Origin of the sequence: Candidatus Phytoplasma ziziphi, from assembly GCF_003640545.1 — a bacterium.
Lineage (GTDB): Bacteria > Bacillota_I > Bacilli_A > Acholeplasmatales > Acholeplasmataceae > Phytoplasma > Phytoplasma ziziphi.
This window is the reverse complement of sequence record NZ_CP025121.1, coordinates 365755-384617: the sequence shown is the minus strand read 5'-3', so window position 1 is coordinate 384617 and position 18863 is coordinate 365755. Positions and strand designations below refer to the sequence as shown.

13 protein-coding genes are annotated in these 18863 nt (G+C 23.3%); all 13 read right to left on the bottom strand.

The window, feature by feature from the left end; translation table 11 throughout:
• Nucleotides 1-33: 33 nt before the first annotated feature.
• Entirely contained in the window at nucleotides 34-990 is a 957-nt protein-coding gene (gene ftsY, locus CWO85_RS01930) for a signal recognition particle-docking protein FtsY (RefSeq protein WP_121464006.1), read from the bottom strand.
• A gap of 93 nt (nucleotides 991-1083) precedes the next feature.
• Entirely contained in the window at nucleotides 1084-3036 is a 1953-nt protein-coding gene (gene topA, locus CWO85_RS01925; RefSeq protein WP_121464005.1) for a type I DNA topoisomerase, read from the bottom strand.
• Between the two features lie 55 nt (nucleotides 3037-3091).
• A complete protein-coding gene (gene ylqF / locus CWO85_RS01920; RefSeq protein ID WP_121464004.1) occupies nucleotides 3092-3943 on the bottom strand; it encodes a ribosome biogenesis GTPase YlqF in 852 nt (283 codons plus the stop codon).
• A gap of 22 nt (nucleotides 3944-3965) precedes the next feature.
• A complete protein-coding gene (locus CWO85_RS01915) occupies nucleotides 3966-4721 on the bottom strand; it encodes a hypothetical protein (RefSeq protein WP_121464003.1) in 756 nt (251 codons plus the stop codon).
• Nucleotides 4722-4812: 91 nt separating this feature from the next.
• Nucleotides 4813-6081 (bottom strand): tRNA lysidine(34) synthetase TilS, encoded by a 1269-nt coding sequence (gene tilS / locus CWO85_RS01910; RefSeq protein WP_121464002.1) that lies wholly within the window; start codon nucleotides 6079-6081, stop codon nucleotides 4813-4815.
• Nucleotides 6082-6123: 42 nt separating this feature from the next.
• Complete coding sequence (aspS, locus tag CWO85_RS01905; RefSeq protein ID WP_121464001.1) at nucleotides 6124-7869, bottom strand: aspartate--tRNA ligase; 1746 nt, start codon at nucleotides 7867-7869, stop codon at nucleotides 6124-6126.
• 1 nt (nucleotide 7870) lies between these two features.
• Nucleotides 7871-9148 (bottom strand): histidine--tRNA ligase, encoded by a 1278-nt coding sequence (hisS, locus tag CWO85_RS01900; protein WP_236628345.1) that lies wholly within the window; start codon nucleotides 9146-9148, stop codon nucleotides 7871-7873.
• A 99-nt stretch (nucleotides 9149-9247) separates the two neighbouring features.
• Complete coding sequence (locus CWO85_RS01895; RefSeq protein ID WP_121464000.1) at nucleotides 9248-10978, bottom strand: RelA/SpoT family protein; 1731 nt, start codon at nucleotides 10976-10978, stop codon at nucleotides 9248-9250.
• 61 nt (nucleotides 10979-11039) lie between these two features.
• Nucleotides 11040-12188, bottom strand: a complete 1149-nt coding sequence (mnmA, locus tag CWO85_RS01890) for a tRNA 2-thiouridine(34) synthase MnmA (protein ID WP_121463999.1) — start codon at nucleotides 12186-12188, stop codon at nucleotides 11040-11042.
• A gap of 37 nt (nucleotides 12189-12225) precedes the next feature.
• Nucleotides 12226-13989, bottom strand: a complete 1764-nt coding sequence (locus CWO85_RS01885; protein ID WP_121463998.1) for a nitrilase-related carbon-nitrogen hydrolase — start codon at nucleotides 13987-13989, stop codon at nucleotides 12226-12228.
• Nucleotides 13990-14151: 162 nt separating this feature from the next.
• Nucleotides 14152-14883 (bottom strand): YitT family protein, encoded by a 732-nt coding sequence (locus tag CWO85_RS01880; RefSeq protein ID WP_121463997.1) that lies wholly within the window; start codon nucleotides 14881-14883, stop codon nucleotides 14152-14154.
• A gap of 106 nt (nucleotides 14884-14989) precedes the next feature.
• Nucleotides 14990-16075, bottom strand: coding sequence for a peptide chain release factor 2 (gene prfB / locus CWO85_RS01875; RefSeq protein ID WP_121463996.1), 1086 nt, complete (start codon nucleotides 16073-16075; stop codon nucleotides 14990-14992).
• A 31-nt stretch (nucleotides 16076-16106) separates the two neighbouring features.
• Complete coding sequence (gene secA / locus CWO85_RS01870) at nucleotides 16107-18620, bottom strand: preprotein translocase subunit SecA (protein ID WP_121464253.1); 2514 nt, start codon at nucleotides 18618-18620, stop codon at nucleotides 16107-16109.
• Nucleotides 18621-18863: the final 243 nt, after the last annotated feature.

Genomic DNA, 18863 nt, shown 5'->3' with positions numbered 1-18863 from the left:
AATCCTCTTCTTATTAATGTTAATCTTAAAAAACTACTTACCAAATAAAGCATCAATATACTGATTAATATCGAACAATATTAAATCATCTACTTTTTCGCCAATGCCTATATATTTAGTTGGCAAATTATAAATATGTTTAATAGTTAAAATTAATCCGCCTTTAGCAATTCCATCAAATTTAGTTAAAATAATATCGCTTAAAGAAACTGTTTTATTAAATAATTCTACTTGTTTTAATCCGTTCTGCCCAATCATAGCATCTAAAATTAAAAAAGTTTTATGAGGAGCTTTAGGATATATTTTTTTAATAACTTTTTTAACTTTTTCTAATTCTTTCATTAAATTAACTTTGTTTTCTAATCTTCCAGAGGTATCACATAAAATTATATCAAAATCTCTATTTTTGGCATAAGTCAAAGCTTCGAAAAATACACTTGAAGTAGAATTACTATTTTCTTTATAAAAAACTTCGTTATTAGTTTTTGATCCCCATATCTTCAATTGTTCTATAGCGCCTGTTCTAAAAGTATCTCCAGCTACTAATAAAACTTTCTTATTTTGTTTGTTATATTGAGCAGCTAACTTTCCAATAGTCGTTGTTTTACCTACTCCATTAACACCAACAAATAAAAAAATTTGTGTTTCATCTTTTTCCGATAAAAGTTCTTCTTGTTTTAGGACGTCGTCGCCTTTTTGATAAAAAGAAAGTATCTCATTTTTAATTAAAGATAATAATTCAGAAGATTTTGAAATTTGATTTTCTTTAATTCTTTGTTTAATTTGCGTAATTAAAAAAGAAGAAGTTTTAAATCCGATATCTGATTTAATAAATAAAATTTCTAAATCATCTAATAAAGTTAAATCAATATTTTCTGTTTTTAAAACAGCATCAGACCATTGAATAAAATCATATTCTAATTTTTTAATTCCTAAAAAAAATTCTTTTTTAGGATTTTTTTTAAATAATTTTTTTAAAAAATTAAACATACAAACACCTTTTTGATATATTTTTTGAAAAAACAAATCACCAAATTATAATAAAAAAATATTTAACAAATTGTAATTATTAAATTATTTTATTTATCTTTTTTTTAAATTTTGGTTTAAACTGACAATTTTTTTACATTTTGGATAAGAACTACAACCTAAAAAATCTCCATATCTACCTTTTCTTTTTACTAAAAAAGCGCCACATAAATCACATTTTTCTTCTGTTTCAACAACTTCTTCTTTTTTAGTCTTCAAACTTATAATTTTTTTGCATTTTGGATAAGCGCCGCACCCTAAAAAATCACCATATTTACCTTGTCTCTTTACCAAAAAAGAGCCACATAAATCACATTTTTCTTCAGTAACAATAGGTTTAGGCTTTTCTATTTTTTGATTAGCCATATCATAAAGTTCTATAAAATCATTATAAAATTCTTTTAATAAATTTAATTTATCAACTTTACCAGAAGAAATTTCATCTAATTTTTTTTCCATTTGTGCTGTATATTCTACATTAATTATAGAAGAAAAAAATTTATCTAAAGTTTCTTTAGTTAAAACTCCTAATTCAGTACAAACCATTTTTTTATCGTCAATTATAACATAAGATCTTTTTTTTAATATCTCTATAATCGAAGCGTAAGTAGAAGGTCTTCCTATTTTTAAATGTTCTAATTCTTTAATTAAAGAAGCTTCTGTAAAACGAGAAGGTGGAGTGGTCATTTTTTTAATTATTTCAATCTCTTTGTAACTATATTCTTTATTGATTTCTAACAGAGGTAAAAAAACATTTTTAAAAGAAGTTTGTAAAGCTTTATAATAGCCTTCAAAAACCATTTCATTAGCTTCGGCTAAAAAATTATATTTATCTACTTTAAAACAAAATTGATTTTTATTGATAACAGCTTCTGACATAAAACTAGCTAAAGTACGTTCATAAATCATATTATATAAATAAAATTCATATTTAGTTAAATATTTAGTTAAACTATCAGGAGTTCTTGTAATATCAGTCACTCTAATAGCTTCATGGGCGTCACTAATATTTTTATTTTTATTATATTTTGATGTTTGAGCACTTCCTAAAAATTCTTTACCATATTGTTTTTTAATAAAAGATTGTATTGTTGTACTAAATTCATCAGAAATCCTAAAAGAATCTGTTCTCATATAAGTTATTAACCCGACCCTTAAATTATCTATTTCAACACCTTCATAAAGTTTTTGAGCTGTAATCATAGTATTTTTGGCTCCCATAGAAAGATTTTGAAAAGCATCTTGTTGTAATGTAGATGTAATAAAAGGTTTAGGAGGTTTTTTAATAACTTTTTTATTTTGAATACTTTCTAATAAAAATTTTTTATCTTTAATTTTATTAAAAATTTGAAACGCTTCTTCTTCTTTAATTTTATGATCCTTAGGTATAATTACTAAATTAGCTTGAAAATTATCAAAATGAACTCTAATTAAATTATATTCTTCTGGAACAAATTTTTTACGTTCTTCTTCTAATCCGACAATTAATTTTAAAGCAACTGATTGAACTCTTCCTGCTGATTTAGCATTAACTTTCTTTACTAAACCTGATAGTTTAAAACCAATAATTCTATCTAAAATTCTTCTTGTTTCTTGGGAATCTACTAATTTTTCATTAATAACAGAAGGAACTGTGAATGCTTTTTGAATAACACTTTTAGTGATTTCGTTAAATAAAATTCTATTTTTATCTTTTTTATCTAAATTCAAAACTTGTGATAAATGCCAAGCTATCGCTTCGCCTTCTCTATCAGGATCCATAGCTAAAAAAACTTTTTTATTTTTTGTTTTTCGAATCAAGTCTTGAACTGTTTGTTGTTGTTTATCAATAATAATATAATCAGGATGAAAATTATTTTTAATATCGACTCCTAAACGTCCTGAACCTGACAAAGCTAAATCTCTAATATGTCCTTTCGAAGATAAAACTAAAAAATCATCGCCTAAATAACTACTAATAGTTTTGGCTTTAGAAGGAGATTCTAAAATAACAACTTTTTTTTCCATAACACAAATCAACTTTCTTGTTTTGACATATCTGTTTTTATTTTACTTTATATATCTATAAAAAAGTTTTTAAAGTAAGATCATAATTAACTTTTGGCATTTTATTACTTTGGATTTTTTTAAAAATCATCAATAATAAATTATTTTCTTGTTTCAAATAATCAACATCAGAAATATTATTATGTGTTTTGGTCATCAAAAATTGAAATGAAATTTCTTGTTCTAAATCTAAATCAGTAAATTTAAAAAGTTTTTTTAGATAATGAGAATAATTTATTTGTAAGTATTTTAAAAAATAATCGATAATTGCTTTTTTTATGAAAAGAGTTTCTTTAATACAACCGCAAATAGCTAAAGAATATCCTATTTCCTTATAATTAAATTTAGGCCATAAAACTCCTGGTGTGTCTAATAATTTCATATTATTTTCTAAATTAATCCATTGTATTTGTTTAGTAACTCCTGGAAAATTAGCTGTTTTCATTACCTTTTTACCTGCTAAACAATTAACTAAAGTGGATTTTCCTACATTAGGAACACCTACAATCATAAATTTTAGAAATTTTTTTATTTTTATTCCTTTACATTGAAAAATTTCTCTAATTTTTGGATATATCTTATTAATATTAATTTTTTGTTTAGCGTCGATATTCAAAGTATGTAAAAATTTTTTTTGATGAAAAAAATCAAGAAAAAACCTATTTTTATCTAAATCAGCAAGTGAACTTTTATTTAACAAAATTAAAAAAGGTTTATTATTTAAAAGTTTTAAAAGTTCAAAATTCATACTAGAAAAAGGAATTCTTGCATCTAAAAGAATTAAAATGCAATCAACAAATTTTAAATTATTTCTAATATTTTTTAAAGTTTTGGACATATGTCCAGGGAACCATTGAATATCAATCATCGAAACAATACCGTTGCCTATTTTATTTTAATAATTCCTCTTTAGTATTTATAATGTCTTTTTCTAATTCATTTAAAATATCATCTATATTTTGAGTTTCAAATATTTTTTTACTATAAACTTGATAAATTTCTTCTCCCATAATTGTAATAATAGAACATCCTATTTTAATAATAATTTTATCATAAAAAATTTTCATAAAAGTTGTTTTAACCCAGTGAAAAGGATTTAATAAATTTAAGGTATTTGAAAAAATATTATAAATTTTACGAGTTTTACGATATTTCTGTACATACTTTTTATCTACTAATTTTTGTTTTAAAACAAAAATTTGTTTCAAAGTCATTTTTTTAAAATAAAATATAATTTTTTTATTAAATAAACTATCTAGTCTATCATGAACATACTGAATTAAAGCTAAACTTTCTTTAATATTCAGTTCTAAATAGGGAAATTCAGACTTAGGATAAAAAGTAGAAGATACTTCTAAAATTAAATTTTTACAATTGAATAATAAAGAAGAAATATAATCATCTGGTTTCTTTTTGATATCTTGTTTAAAAATTGCTTGTTTCTCCTTAATTAATTCATTCATATCTTCATTTGATAATTTATCATTTTTATTTTCTGTTTGATAAATGTTTTTATTAAAATTTCTTAAAATAGAAAATAAATATACTAAAGAAAAAAATATAAATCCCGAAATTAAACCTGCAAAAAAAGAAATAAAAAATCGAAAATTATCACAATTAAACCAATTCGGCAAATTCCAATCCATTAAAAACTCCTTAATTACAAAAATAAAAATTCTTTTTATTAATTTTAAAATAAAAAAAGAAATTTTGCAAAAATAAACATATAATAATAAATCAATTATTTTCTTTCTTTAAACCCAAATAAAGAAATTTATCTCTTCCAAGTGTAGAATTTAAATATAAATTAGGAATCCAAATAATAATATTTTGTTGATCCGTTACTAACCAAATCTTTTTCCTTTCATGTAAAGGTATTTTAGAATTAATAAAAAATTTTTTTAATTTTTGAGTTCCAAAAGAAAATTTTAAAATATCACCTATTTTTTTAGTTCTCACCAAAAAAGGTGGTTGAAGACAATTTTGATCATAAAATATCTTTTGCGTCGCAAAACAAAAAGATAAAAAATTTTTATCAGAAGCATAATGTATGGAAGGTTTAAAATTTTTAGAAATAACTTCGGAGTTTCTCTGTTTCCAAAAAAATTTATAATATTGTTTAACTAATATACATTCTTTAGATAAAAAATCCCATTGCATATTAGGTTTATTATTATTTTGTAAACCTTTTACAATATTATTAATCAAAGAAAAATTTTTATCAATTTTTTTTTCTTCCAATAAAAATAAAATAACATCTTTTTGAATAACAATATCTAGTTTTAAAAAAGATTGTAAATTAAAAAAAGTTTTATCTATTCTTTTATCTAAAAAAAAATAAGTTTGTTTTCTTATCAAATTATTAATTTCCGACATTTGAAAATGAAACTTTTGAATATTTTTCAAAAAATTATTTATCTCTTTGAAAAAAGGTATAACTTGATTTCTTATTTTATTTCTAGTGTACATATTCAAAGAATTAGTATAATCTTCTAAAAAAGATATTTTTTTATCAGAAGCATAATCCAAAATTTTTTTTTTTGGAGTGTACAAAAAAGGTTTTAAAAAATAAAAACCATCATGAAAATAAGATGCTTGCATGCCACTATATCCTAAAAAAGAACTGCCTCGGGAAATTTTGAATAAAATATTTTCAGCTAAATCATCTAAATGATGAGCCGTTATTAAATAAAAAGTCTTATATTTTTCGGCAATTTGTTTTAATTTTTCTTTTCTAAGTATTCTAGCTTCATTTTGAAAATTTTTTCCTACTATTTGTAATTCGAAATAATAAAAAGGAATTTTATTTGAAAAACAATATTTTTCAACTAAAATTTTATCTTCTAATGATTCTTTTCGTTTCAAATGATTAAAATGAACCACAACTAAATTATACTGTAAATGATATAAATAATCTAACAAGACCATAGAATCAACACCACCACTTACAGAAATAATATAAATATTTTGTTTATCTAATTTGAAACATAAAGAAGAAAAAATCATAATTTAAATTCCTTTTGAATATTTTAAGATATTTTTATTATTTTATATTTTTGTTTCTAATTTTTTTAATTTTAACACATTTAATTGTTTTTCATCAACTAAATTGGGGCTTTGCATCATTAAATCTTGGCCGCTTTGAGTTTTAGGGAAAGCAATTACATCTTTGATATTGTTTGTTTTAGTAAATAACATCACTAAACGATCTAACCCTAAAGCGACGCCGCCATGAGGAGGTGCACCGTATTTCAAAGCTTCATTGAAAAAACCAAAATTTTGTTCAATCTCTTCTTTTTTAAAACCTAATTTATTAAAAATAAATTCTTGAACTTGAGATTGATAATTTCTTAAAGAACCTCCGCCAATTTCATAACCATTCCAAACCAAATCATAAGTTTGTGCTTTTACTTTATCAGGTGTCTCATATAATTGTTGAACATCAATAGGTGAAGTAAAGGGATGATGCATAGAATAATATCTATTGTCTACTTCATTAAATTCTAATAAAGGAAAATCAACAACCCATAATAAAGATTCTTTATGCGATACATATAAATCTAAATTTTTAGCTAATTCATTTCTTAAAAAACCTAAAGCTTTTAACAAATTATCTTCGGTAACTCTCTGCTCTTTATTAAATAAAATAAAAAAACAAATTTCTTGTTCTTCTAAAAAAGAAACATCTTTAATACAATTATTTAAATAACCTTTTAATAAACTATCTTGTTTTTGAATAAAATGCAAATCCAAAGAGAAATTTTTTTTAATTAATTTTTTATATTCATCCAATTTTTTTCTTGAAAAAAATTTTTTAAAATCAGAAATATTCAATTTAATACCTTTAATTATAGATTTAATATTATTTGCATTTAATTGAGTCAAATCAAAATAAGATGTTAAATCTTCAATTAATAAATCGAATCTTAAATCAGGTTTATCTGTTCCATATAAATTCAAAGCTTTATCATAAGTTATCTTTTGTAAAGGAGTTTTTAATTCTTTTTTAAGAATATCCTGAAAAAGATTTTTCATAATTTCTTCTACTAAAGTCATAATTTCTTCTTGGTCAAAAAAAGCCGTTTCAATATCTACTTGAGTAAATTCAGGTTGTCTATCAGATCTCAAATCTTCATCTCGAAAACAACGCGCTATTTGAAAATATCTTTCAAAACCAGATAACATATACAATTGTTTAAAAATTTGAGGAGATTGAGGTAAAGCATAAAAATTATAAGGATGGATTCGCGAAGGAACTAAATAATCTCTAGCTCCTTCAGGAATAGATTTAGATAAAATAGGAGTTTCTAATTCTAAAAAATCATTATCTAAAAGCGTTTTTCGTATATTTTGAGTAATTTGATGACGTTTGATTAAATATTTTTTTTGTTCTTCTTTTCTCAAATCTAAATAACGATATTTTAAACGTTGTTCTTCTAAAGCATTTGTTTGTTCAAAAACATTTAAAGGTAAATTTTGAGCCTCAGATAAAAGATGACATTTTTCAATTAAAATTTCAATTTCGCCAGTTTTTATTTTAAAATTTTTATTTATTCTTTCACGAACTAATCCTATAACTTCGACTACAGTTTCTACTTTAAAAGAAGCTATTTGATCATATTGATGATGATCATGATTAATCACCAATTGTACAATTCCTGAAAAATCTCTTAAAATTAAAAATATTTTCTTTCCTATATTTCTTTTTCTAGCGATCCACCCTTTAATTAAAACTTTCTGACCATTCTGTTTTAATGTTATTTCATTATTAGAAAAAATATATTTTGTTTTCATATTATAAGCATAATCCTTCTTTTAAAAAATTAATGATTTCTTTTTTATCTATAATTTCTGTTTTGTGATTAAAAACATTTTTAATATTAAATTTATTATTTTCGATTTCTTTTTTTCCTATAAAAATAATAAATTTAGGTTTTAAATCTAATATTTTGCGTAATTGTTTTTGAAAATTAAACACTTTATAATTCATTTCCGATTTTATATTATTTTTTTTTATAGTTCTCGATAAAAATAAAGTATCTAACATAATTTCTTTATCTAAAGAAAATAAATAAACATCTAAACATTCTTTTTGATAATTTTGAAAAAACATATTTTCTTCTAAAACGTTCATCAAACGTTCCATACCGATCGCAAAACCCATACTATTAATTCGATGGCCGCTAAATTCTTTCACAAGTTCATTATAATTACCGCCGCCACCTAAAATATAATTTTGTTGATCAACATCAGAAAAAAAAGAAATTTCGAAAACAATATCAGTATAATAATCTAAACCTCTAACTAATCGAAAATCAGTTTCAAAATTAATTTTAGCTTTTTGTAAAATATCTAAAATTATTTGAAATTTAACTTTAGCTTCGTTAGTTAAATAATCAAAAATAACGGGTGCTTTTTTTAAAAAAATTTTCGAAGAACATTCTTTACAATCAAAAATTCTTATAACATTTTGTTTTATTCTTTTTAAACATAAATCGCATAATTGATCTTTGTTTTTTTCAATATAAGGGGCAAAATCATTTAAAAAACGTTTTCGAGATTCTAAATCTCCCAAACTATTAATAATAATTTTAGCCTCTTTTAAATTTAACATATCCAAAAGATCATTTATCAAAAAAAATACTTCTACTTCTGACAAAAAATTTTGAATACCAATAACTTCCACGCCTATTTGATGAAATTGGCGATAACGTCCTTTTTGAGGCCGTTCATAACGAAAAAAAGGACCATAATAATAAAATTTATTTAATTCATTCAAATGATAAAGTTTATTTTCGACATAACTCCTAACAATAGAAGCCGTCCCTTCTGGTCTTAAAGCGATTTTTCTTCCTTTTTTATCTATAAATTGAAACATTTCCTTTAAAACCATATCAGAATATTGAGCGGAACGTTTAAAAACTTCACTATATTCCAAAATAGGAGTTCTTATTTCATTAAAATTATATTTATTTAAATATTTTTTAATTTTATTTTCTACAATAGTCCATTTTTTAACTTCATCAAATGTTAAATCATGGGTCCCTTTAATTTTTTTCATAATTAATTTCATTTAATTGGATCCTCTATAAATTTATCAAACATCAAGTAATTGATATAAACTTGACATCAATTTTTTCTATTTAATTGAACATTAATTAATTTAAAATTTTTATTTTTTTTGAAATCTTTTTTTCATTGCTAAAAAAGAATTAATTTTAGTAATAACTAAATGACAATTAATTTTTTTATTAGCGATAGCGATATATAATTCATTAATATTTTGAATATATTGTTTCTTAAAATTTTCAACTAAAAAATTTTTATCAATAACAAAATCTATTTTATGATTATATAATTCTTTGTCTAAAATTTCTTTCCCGTTTTTCACTAATTCTATGTTTTCTTTATTAAAGAATTTTTTGATTAATTTTTTAACATAAGAAGTTTTAACTATATTTAACCACTTTTTATTCACGCGAAAAATATTTTTATTAGTTCTAATAGAAATAATATCGCCATTTTTTAATATATATTCTAAAGGAACAATTTTACCATTAACAATGGCTCCTGTCATTCTATAACCAATAGAAGAATGAATAAAAAAAGCGAAATCAATCGTAGTAGAGCCTTTTGGCAATTCATAAACTTCTTGTTTAGGAGTGAAAACATAAACATTTTCTGTTAAAATATCATTCTTAATAGAATCTACAAAATTTTGAGAATTTTTATGTAAATCATTATCTGAATCTTTTGTTATTTTTATTAATTCTTGATACCATCTTAATTTTTTAGCAATTTCTAATTGTTTATCTTGTTTAGAATAAATTTTATTTTCTTTATAACCCCAATGAGCCGCAATGCCTTTTTCGGCAATTTCGTCCATCTGTCTAGTTCTGATTTGGACCTCAAATAAAGTTCCATCCTTAGATAAAACAGTATTATGCAAAGATTGATATAAATTAGGTTTTGGAATAGCAATATAATCTTTAAATCTTAAAGGTAAAGGAGAATAATTCGAATGAATAATGCCTAAACAACGATAACATGCGTCTACTTCATCTACAATAATACGAATCGCTAATAAATCAAAAATCTCTTCAAAACTTACTTTTCTTTGTTTCATTTTTTTATAAATGCTATAAATATTTTTACTTCTACCGCTAATAGAAAAATTTTTAATATTAGATTGAACAAATAAAGTTTGAATATTATCAATAATTTTTTGAATAGATTTTTCTCTTTCATTTTTCTTCATATTAATCAAACGAGAAATGCGATAATACTGCTCAGGATTAATATAACGAAAAGATAAATCTTCTAATTCTGATTTAATTTTAAATAAACCTAAACGATGAGCCAAAGGAACATAAATAGTTAAAGTTTCTTCTGAAATTCTTAATCTTTTGTCAGGTCTCATTATTTTTAAAGTTTGCATATTATGAAGTCTATCAGACAGCTTAACAAGGACAACACGAATATCATTAGCCATAGCTAAAAACATTTTTTGTTGATTCTCAATTTGTCTTTGACGTTGATTAAAAACAATTTTAGTTAATTTAGTTGTTCTTTCGACTATATGAGCAATGTCTTCGCCTACAGCCAATTTTAATTCATCAAAAGTTAAATTAGTATCTTCTAAAACATCATGTAATAATCCTGCCATCAAAGTATTAGGTTCACTTTTTAAATCTGCTAAAATTTGAGCAACACGAATAGGATGAATAATAAAATCTTCGCCTGTTTCTCTTTTTTGTTTTTTATGTTTACGTTGAGCTAATAAATAAGCTTTGTGTATTTGCTTTAAAATATCTTTATCAGTAATATATGAATTAATTTGAACCATTAATTCTTTATAAATCTCTTCCTCATTTTCTAATTTTTGAATTAATTGGTCTTCCATATAAATAAACCTATGCTTTCTCTATTTTTTTATTATTATAAAGTATTTAGAAAAATAAAGTTTAAACATATAACATTTTTTTGTTTTGAGAATAGACTGTTTTTATTATGCCAGCGCCTAAACAAAAATCTCCTTTATAAAAAGAACAAACTTGGCCAGGAGTAACTAATTTAATTTTTTGCGGATAATAAATCTTAATTGTATTTTCATTTAAAAATATAATTTCCACTTCTTGATTAGGTTGACGATAACGAAATTTAGCTTCTATTTCCATTCTAGCATTTTTTTTATAAATATAACCCTCGCAATTTCTCCAAACAACATCAATAATTAAAGCAGAATCGCTATATAAATAAGGACTTTCGGCATTTTGATCTACATAAAGAATATTATTCTTTAAATCTTTTCCAACAACAAACCAAGGAGATTGGTTTTCTTTTGTGACCTTTAAATTTAATCTTTTTCTTTGACCGATAGTATACTTAATAACACCTTCGTGTTCTTTCAAAAAGACACCATTCATATCTTTTATAGGACCTTTATTAGTATTTAAGTAATTATTTAAAAAAACAAAAAAATTTCTTTCGCCAATAAAACAAATACCTGTAGAATCTTTTTTTTTAGCAGTAATTAGATTTTCCTTCACGGCAATTTCTCTCACTTGTTTCTTAGTTAACTCGCCTAAAGGAAACAGAACTTTTTTTAATTGTTCTGTCTTTAATTGAGATAAAAAATAAGTTTGATCTTTATCACGATCAAAAGCTTTAGCTAAAATAATTTCTTTGTTTTTATAAATAATCCTAGCATAATGTCCCATAGCAATATAATCTGGATTAAATTGTTCAACATATTTAACAAAAGTATCAAATTTAATCTTATTATTGCATAAAACATCCGGATTAGGAGTTAAATTCGCTTTTAAACTGTTTAAAAAAGAAGTAAAAACTTGATTCCAATAATCCTCTGAAAAATCAACCTTATGACATTTAATATCCAATTGTTCAGCGACTTTCAAAGCATCACTGAAATCTTGTTCTTGAGGGCAAATATTATTATTAACAAAAGGATTACCTTCTATATCATAATTCAAGCTACTATCCCAATTACGCATAAAAACACCTTCGACTTCATAACCTGCTTTCTTTAAAAGAAAAGCAGCTACACTACTATCGACTCCGCCAGATAAACCAATTATTACTTTTTTTTTCATATTTGACCTTTAAATTTTTAAATATTTTTTATTTAAACTATTCTCTTTCCATGTGAATGGGAATTTTTAATTCTGTACGATAAGAAAGACTATAAGATAAAATTTTAGGCCCAGGAGACATTGTATTTCTTTTATATTGATTTTGATAAAAATTTTTCATATATCGTGTGACTAACAACAAACTTTCTTGATAAGTTAACAAAAAAGTTTTTTCTATTAAAAAAGCTATCTTTTCTTTTCGAAAACTATTATTCAAATGATGATATAAAATAAAATCTTCTACAATAACTTGAAAATTTAAAAATTTTTCTATTTTATATAAATAGAAATTTTTGATATCATCTTCAATAAATATTTTATTTTCTTTAAAATGAAAAATAATTAATTCGGACATTAAAGTATTAGGTATTCCTAAATTTAAATTATATAAAAAAACATTATCTGAACGGAAACTATAATTTATGCTTCCAACGGCCAAATCTGATAAATTATCGCTTTCTAAAATCAATTTATTAAATCCATCATTGAAAAGTTGTTCTAAGTATGAAACTTCGTTTTCTTTAATAATTTTAACATTAGTTATGCCTAAATTTTTTAATAATTTTTTCGTAAAAAATAAAATATGCGGATCATCAGAATAATTTAACTCTTTGATAATAATTTCTAAATATTGTAAATTCTTTTTATTATCGCGAAAGTATTGAACAACTACTAAAAGAATCAAAATTTCATTTAATCTGTTTTTCATTTCTAATACGATTTTAGAATTAAATATAGAAGACATTTTTGTTTTCAAAGATAATACTTGAATAACATTGGATAACTTCAATTGTTTTTCTAATTCTTCTTTGTTATCATCCAAAAAAGGCCTGGAATTAAAATTTTTTTCAAATTCATAAAAATCTACTTCTTCAACTTCGAAATAAGATTTCATAAAAGAAAACTCTTTTCCAATTTTTTGTTCTGCATAAGTTGTATCGATTCGTCTTTGATATTTAATAGCATCTATAAAAACATCTACTACCAAACTAATATCTGAACTTGTTAAATTTTTTTCGCCAATAATTTTTCCTAAAACAGCTGCAATTTTATGATTAGAAAAAAGAGTATCCACTGAAGATTCTGTTATACCGCTGCTAGTGTAAAAATATCCACCTATTTGTTTACGTGAATGATTTAAAACCGCTAATTTACGAAGTCGATCTTTTTCAAAATGTTCTGTAGAAGAAGATAAATTAAAAATCAAATGCGCTCCATTCAAAACCATTAAATCACTAGGTGATTCGATAGTCCATAAATCTTGACAAATTTCAACACCAAAAATAATATCAAATTGTTTATTAACAAATAAAATATTTCCGATAGGAACTTTTTGTCCTAAAAAATTAATTATTTTAGTATCTATATGTTTACCTGATTGGAACCATCTTTTTTCACTAAATTCTTTATAATTAGGTATCATTTGTTTAGGAACAATACCTAAAATTTTTTTATTTTGAATAACCACAGCTACATTAAAAATAACTTCTTTGAATAAAAAAGGCATCCCAATTAAATAAACACCTTTGAAAGAATTATTATTAATAAGAAAATTAAGAGAATTTATATTCTCTTCTAAAAAAGTAGTTTCGAAAAATAAATCTCCTGCTGAATAACCGCTTAAACATAATTCTGGAAATAAAACCACACTTGCTTTGCTTTTATTTAAAACTTCAATAATACTTTTAGCATTTTTAAAGGAATTACCAACATATAAATCAGGACTTGACATTTCTATTTTGATAGAACTGTTTTTATACATTTATTGAAAAACCTTTCTAATTGTGTTTTTTCATTTTAATTTTTATAAATGTAAATTGTATACATAATTTTTCAATAAATTTTTATAGTATTGTGCAAAAATATCCAAAATATCTTCTTGATATTTTAAAGAAACAAATTATATAAAATATTTATGAAAATATTATAATGTTTTTTCATTTTTTGTAAGAACATCTCTTTTTTCAATTACAAAACCAACAATAATTAAAGACAAAAAAGAACAAAATAATCTACCAAAAAAAAATTTTAAGCCGTGTTTGTTTTCGATTAAAGAAGAGCAAAAAACAATCATTCCATCAGTAAACAATAAAACTAAAATAAAATTTATACCACAAATATCTTTTAAAATTTTTTGGACAATATCCATTCCTCCAGTGTTATAGCCTAAATTACGAATATTACTCAATGTATAACCGATCAAAAGGCCGCCTAAAAGAGCAGATATTATAAATGATTTAAAATCATTTTCATTTAGGTCAACAAAAATTCTTGATAAAAAGAATTTTCTTTGATCTGTTCCTATAAAATGATTTAAAAGAAAAAAACAACCAGTTAAAAAAAAAGCTAAAAAAATTGTTTTTTTACAAAAATCTTTGCCAAAAAATTTATAACTTAATAAAATAGTTACAAAATTATAAAAAAGAACAAAAATAAATATCCATAAATCAAAACTATTTGATTCTAATAAAAATTTATTAACTGAAACAAATTTAATAATTTGTGCTGTTAATAAAGATAACCCATCTAAACCGCCATTATTCAATTTCGGACCTAAAATAAAAAAATAAATAGCAAAAGCCAATAAAAAATCATTTAATATAATCCAAAACCATTTATAAAAAACATTACCAGAAATTTTTTTATGATTTATCATATTTTATATATTAAACCAAATCGCCTTAATATTAAGAATTTATATAAAATTAAATTTTCAATTATAACTTTTTTTAAATAAAAATTTTATAAAATTATAATTATTTTTATTGTTTTAAAAAAGCATTGATAAATTCATCTAAATAACCATTCATAACTAATTCAATTTGAAAAAATTCATGATTAGTACGATGATCTTTTACCATTTGATAAGGATGAAAAACATAACTTCGAATTTGGTTGCCCCAACTAATATCTTTTTGGTCTTCTTTTAAATTATTTTCATTTTCTTTTTGTTTCATAAGAGCTAAATTTAATAATTTAGTTTTTAAAATTTGTAAGGCTGTTTCTCTATTTTTGATTTGGCTTCTTTCGTTTTGACAGTTTACCACTATATTAGTAGGTAAATGAGTTATTCTCACAGCCGAATCAGTTGTATTAACGTGTTGTCCACCAGCTCCGCTACTACGAAAAACATCAATTCTTAAATCTTCATCTTTAATATTAATTTCAATTTCTTCGTTTATTTCAGGTAAAACTTCACAAGATACAAAAGAAGTATGTCTACGTAAATTGGAATCGAAAGGGGATACTCTCACTAATCTATGAACTCCTCTTTCGGCTTTTAAATATCCGTAAGCATAATTACCTTTAATCAATAAACTAACTGCTTTTAAACCGATTTCTGAACCTTGTTGTAAATATAAAATTTTAGTTTGAAAGTTTTTTCTTTGAGCATATCTTTGATACATTCGAAATAACATTTCGCACCAATCTTGAGATTCTGTGCCTCCTGCACCAGGGTGTAAAATCAAAATAGCATTATTTTCGTCATAAGGTTTATTTAATAAAATATTAATTTCAAAATTTTTAATATCTTTTTTTATTTTTTTCAAATCTTCAGTCAAAATTAAAAAATCACTATCATTTTCTTCTGTTAAATCTAACAAAACAATTAAGTCATTTAAATTTTTTTTTAATTTCGAAAAAGAATTAACTTGTTCTTGTAATTTAGAAAATTGTTTAGTTATTTTGGTAGCATTATCACTTTTTTCCCAAAAAGAAGCGTCTGCCATCGATTTATTAATTTCTTCGATTTTTTCTTTTTTTTCTTTTAAATTAATTTTATATTCTAAATCTGATAAAATCGTTTTTAAATTTTCTAAAGTTTTATTGATTTCATACTTGTCCATTATATATTAAATAATCCTTGTAAAAAATATTCTAATTCCATGGTGTTTTAACAGATTTATGTTTTCTTCTGTTTTTTCTATTAATAATGTCTTTTTTTAAATTATTTTTACTTAAAATTTGCTCTTGTTGTTTTCTTTCTAAAAAATCTTCTTTTGAACAGAAGAATTTTAAAATAATACGCGTTGTTTCAAAACAAATATTTTCCATCATTTCATTAAAAAAAGTGCATCCTGTATCTTGATAAACTGTTAAAACATTTTGTTGTCCGTAACTTAAAAAATTAATACTTTTGCTCAACATATTCATATCTGACATATGACGCTTAAAGTGATTATCAATATTTTGAAGCATAATAAATCTTAAAGTTTGGAAATAATAATCCTGACCATCAATAATCAAGTTTTGTTTATGTTGTTCTAAAATATTTTTAATTTTTTCATGAACTAATTCAATTATTTCTTTTTCAAAATTATTTTTATTTTCTTTTATTTGTTGTAATTCTTCTAATTTAAGAATACCTTGAGGTAAAAATAATTTTTCTAGATAATCAATAAAATCAAGTAAATTTTGATATTCTATTTTTCCTATTTTATTTGATAAAAAATATTTAATTTTTTTATTTACTGTTTTATGTATTATATTAATAACTAAATCTTCTATATTATCTAACATCAAAATTTCTCTTCTTTGTGTATAAATAATTTTTCTTTGTACATCTAAAACAGAATCAAATTGTAAAATAAATTTACGATAATCAAAATTAGAAGATTCAATTTTCTTTTGTATATTAGTGAAAAATTTAGTAAAAAATTTATAAGAAATAGGTTTATTTTGCCCTTGATTATCTTGGGTTTTGTTTAAAAGCATTATCATTTTTTGAATTCGTTGACCACCAAAACGTTGAACTAATTCATCTTCTGCTGAAACAAAAAATCTTGAATAACCAGGGTCTCCTTGACGACCAGCACGACCTCTTAATTGGTTATCAATTCTTCTTGATTCATGTCTTTCAGTTCCTAAAACAGCTAACCCACCTAATTCTACTACTCCTTCTCCTAAACGAATATCAGTACCACGACCTGCCATATTAGTAGCAATAGTAATAGAACCTTTTTGACCAGCTTTAGCAATAATCTCTGCTTCTTTTAAATGATTTTTGGCATTTAAAATTTCATGAGGAATTTTTCTTTTTTTTAAATTTATTGAAATTTGTTCAGAGACTTCTACTGTAACGGTTCCTATTAAAACGGGTTGTTTATTTTTATATCTTTCTTCTATATCTTGAATTAAAGATTCCCATTTTTGATCTAAAGTGGCAAAAACAAAATCAGGCATATCTTTTCTAATCATTAATTTATTAGTCGGAATTTCAATAACTCTCATATTATAAATACTAATAAATTCTTTTTCTTCTGTTTTAGCTGTTCCTGTCATACCAGATATTTTTTTATAAATACGAAAGAAATTTTGATAAGTAATAGTTGCGTTAATTTCTGTTTCTCCTTCGATGCTACAACCTTCTTTTGCTTCTAAAGCTTGATGCAAACCATCACTAAACTGACGACCTTGCAAAACTCTTCCTGTAAATTGATCAATAATTAAAACTTTATTATTATCTACTAAATAATCTTTATTTTTATTCATAATAAAAACAGCTTTTAAAGCGTTTTTAATACAATGCAACAAAGAATAATTATTACCGCTATATAAGTTTTTAATTTGGAAAAAAGTTTCAGCTTTAGCGATTCCTTCTTCAGATAATTCAATTGTTTTAGATTCTAAATCAATTATATAACCATTTTCTTTTAAAGTTTTAGCAAAACGATTTGCATCTCTATAAAATTTAATTCCTTGTTTCGCAGGACTGGAAATAATTAAAGGCGTTCTGGCTTCATCAATTAAAATCGAATCTACCTCATCAATAATAGCGTAATTATATTCTCTTGTCATCAATAAATTTTCGATTTCATTTTGAATATTATCTCTTAAATAATCGAAACCTAATTCGCTGTTAGTAGAATAAAGAATATCACATTTATAAGCTAATTTTTTTTCTTCGATATTTTTGTCTTTAATATTTAACCCAACAGTTAATCCTAAAAAACGAAATACATCTCCTATTTCACCTTCAGATTCACGACATGCTAAATATTCATTGACAGTAACAATATGAACACCTTCCCCACTTAAAGCATTTAAATAAGCGGGCATAACTGAGGTTAAAGTTTTACCTTCGCCTGTTTTCATCTCAGCAATTTGTCCTTGATATAAAATGACCGCTCCTAAAAGCTGCACATTATAAGGAGTTAATCCTGTAACTCTAGTACAAGCTTCTTTCGTTAAAGCAAAAGCTTCTGGTAATAAATCATTTAAAGAAGTTCCCGCTTGATACATTTTTTTTAATCGTTCGGTTTCTTTAGGAAAATCATCATCATTTAATTTAGCAAACCCCTCACTAAAATTACTCATTTTATTAACTAACAATTGAGCTTTTTTTAAGTATTTATTAGAGGAGTTAAAAAATTTTTTGACAAAATTAAAAATCATTATTTTATGTTCAAACCTTTCTGAAAAAATTTCAAATTTATTCAAGAAAAAAATAATATTAAATTTGTTATCTTTTGCTTATTCATATATTAGGAAGCAAAAGATTTTCTAATTTTAATATTTTTCCAAAAATTTTTAAAAAAATATAATTTTAAATTTATAAAAATAATGAAATTCAAATATTTTTATAAATTTAAAAAATCATTATCTTTAGTAATTTATAAATTTAAAATTAAAAAC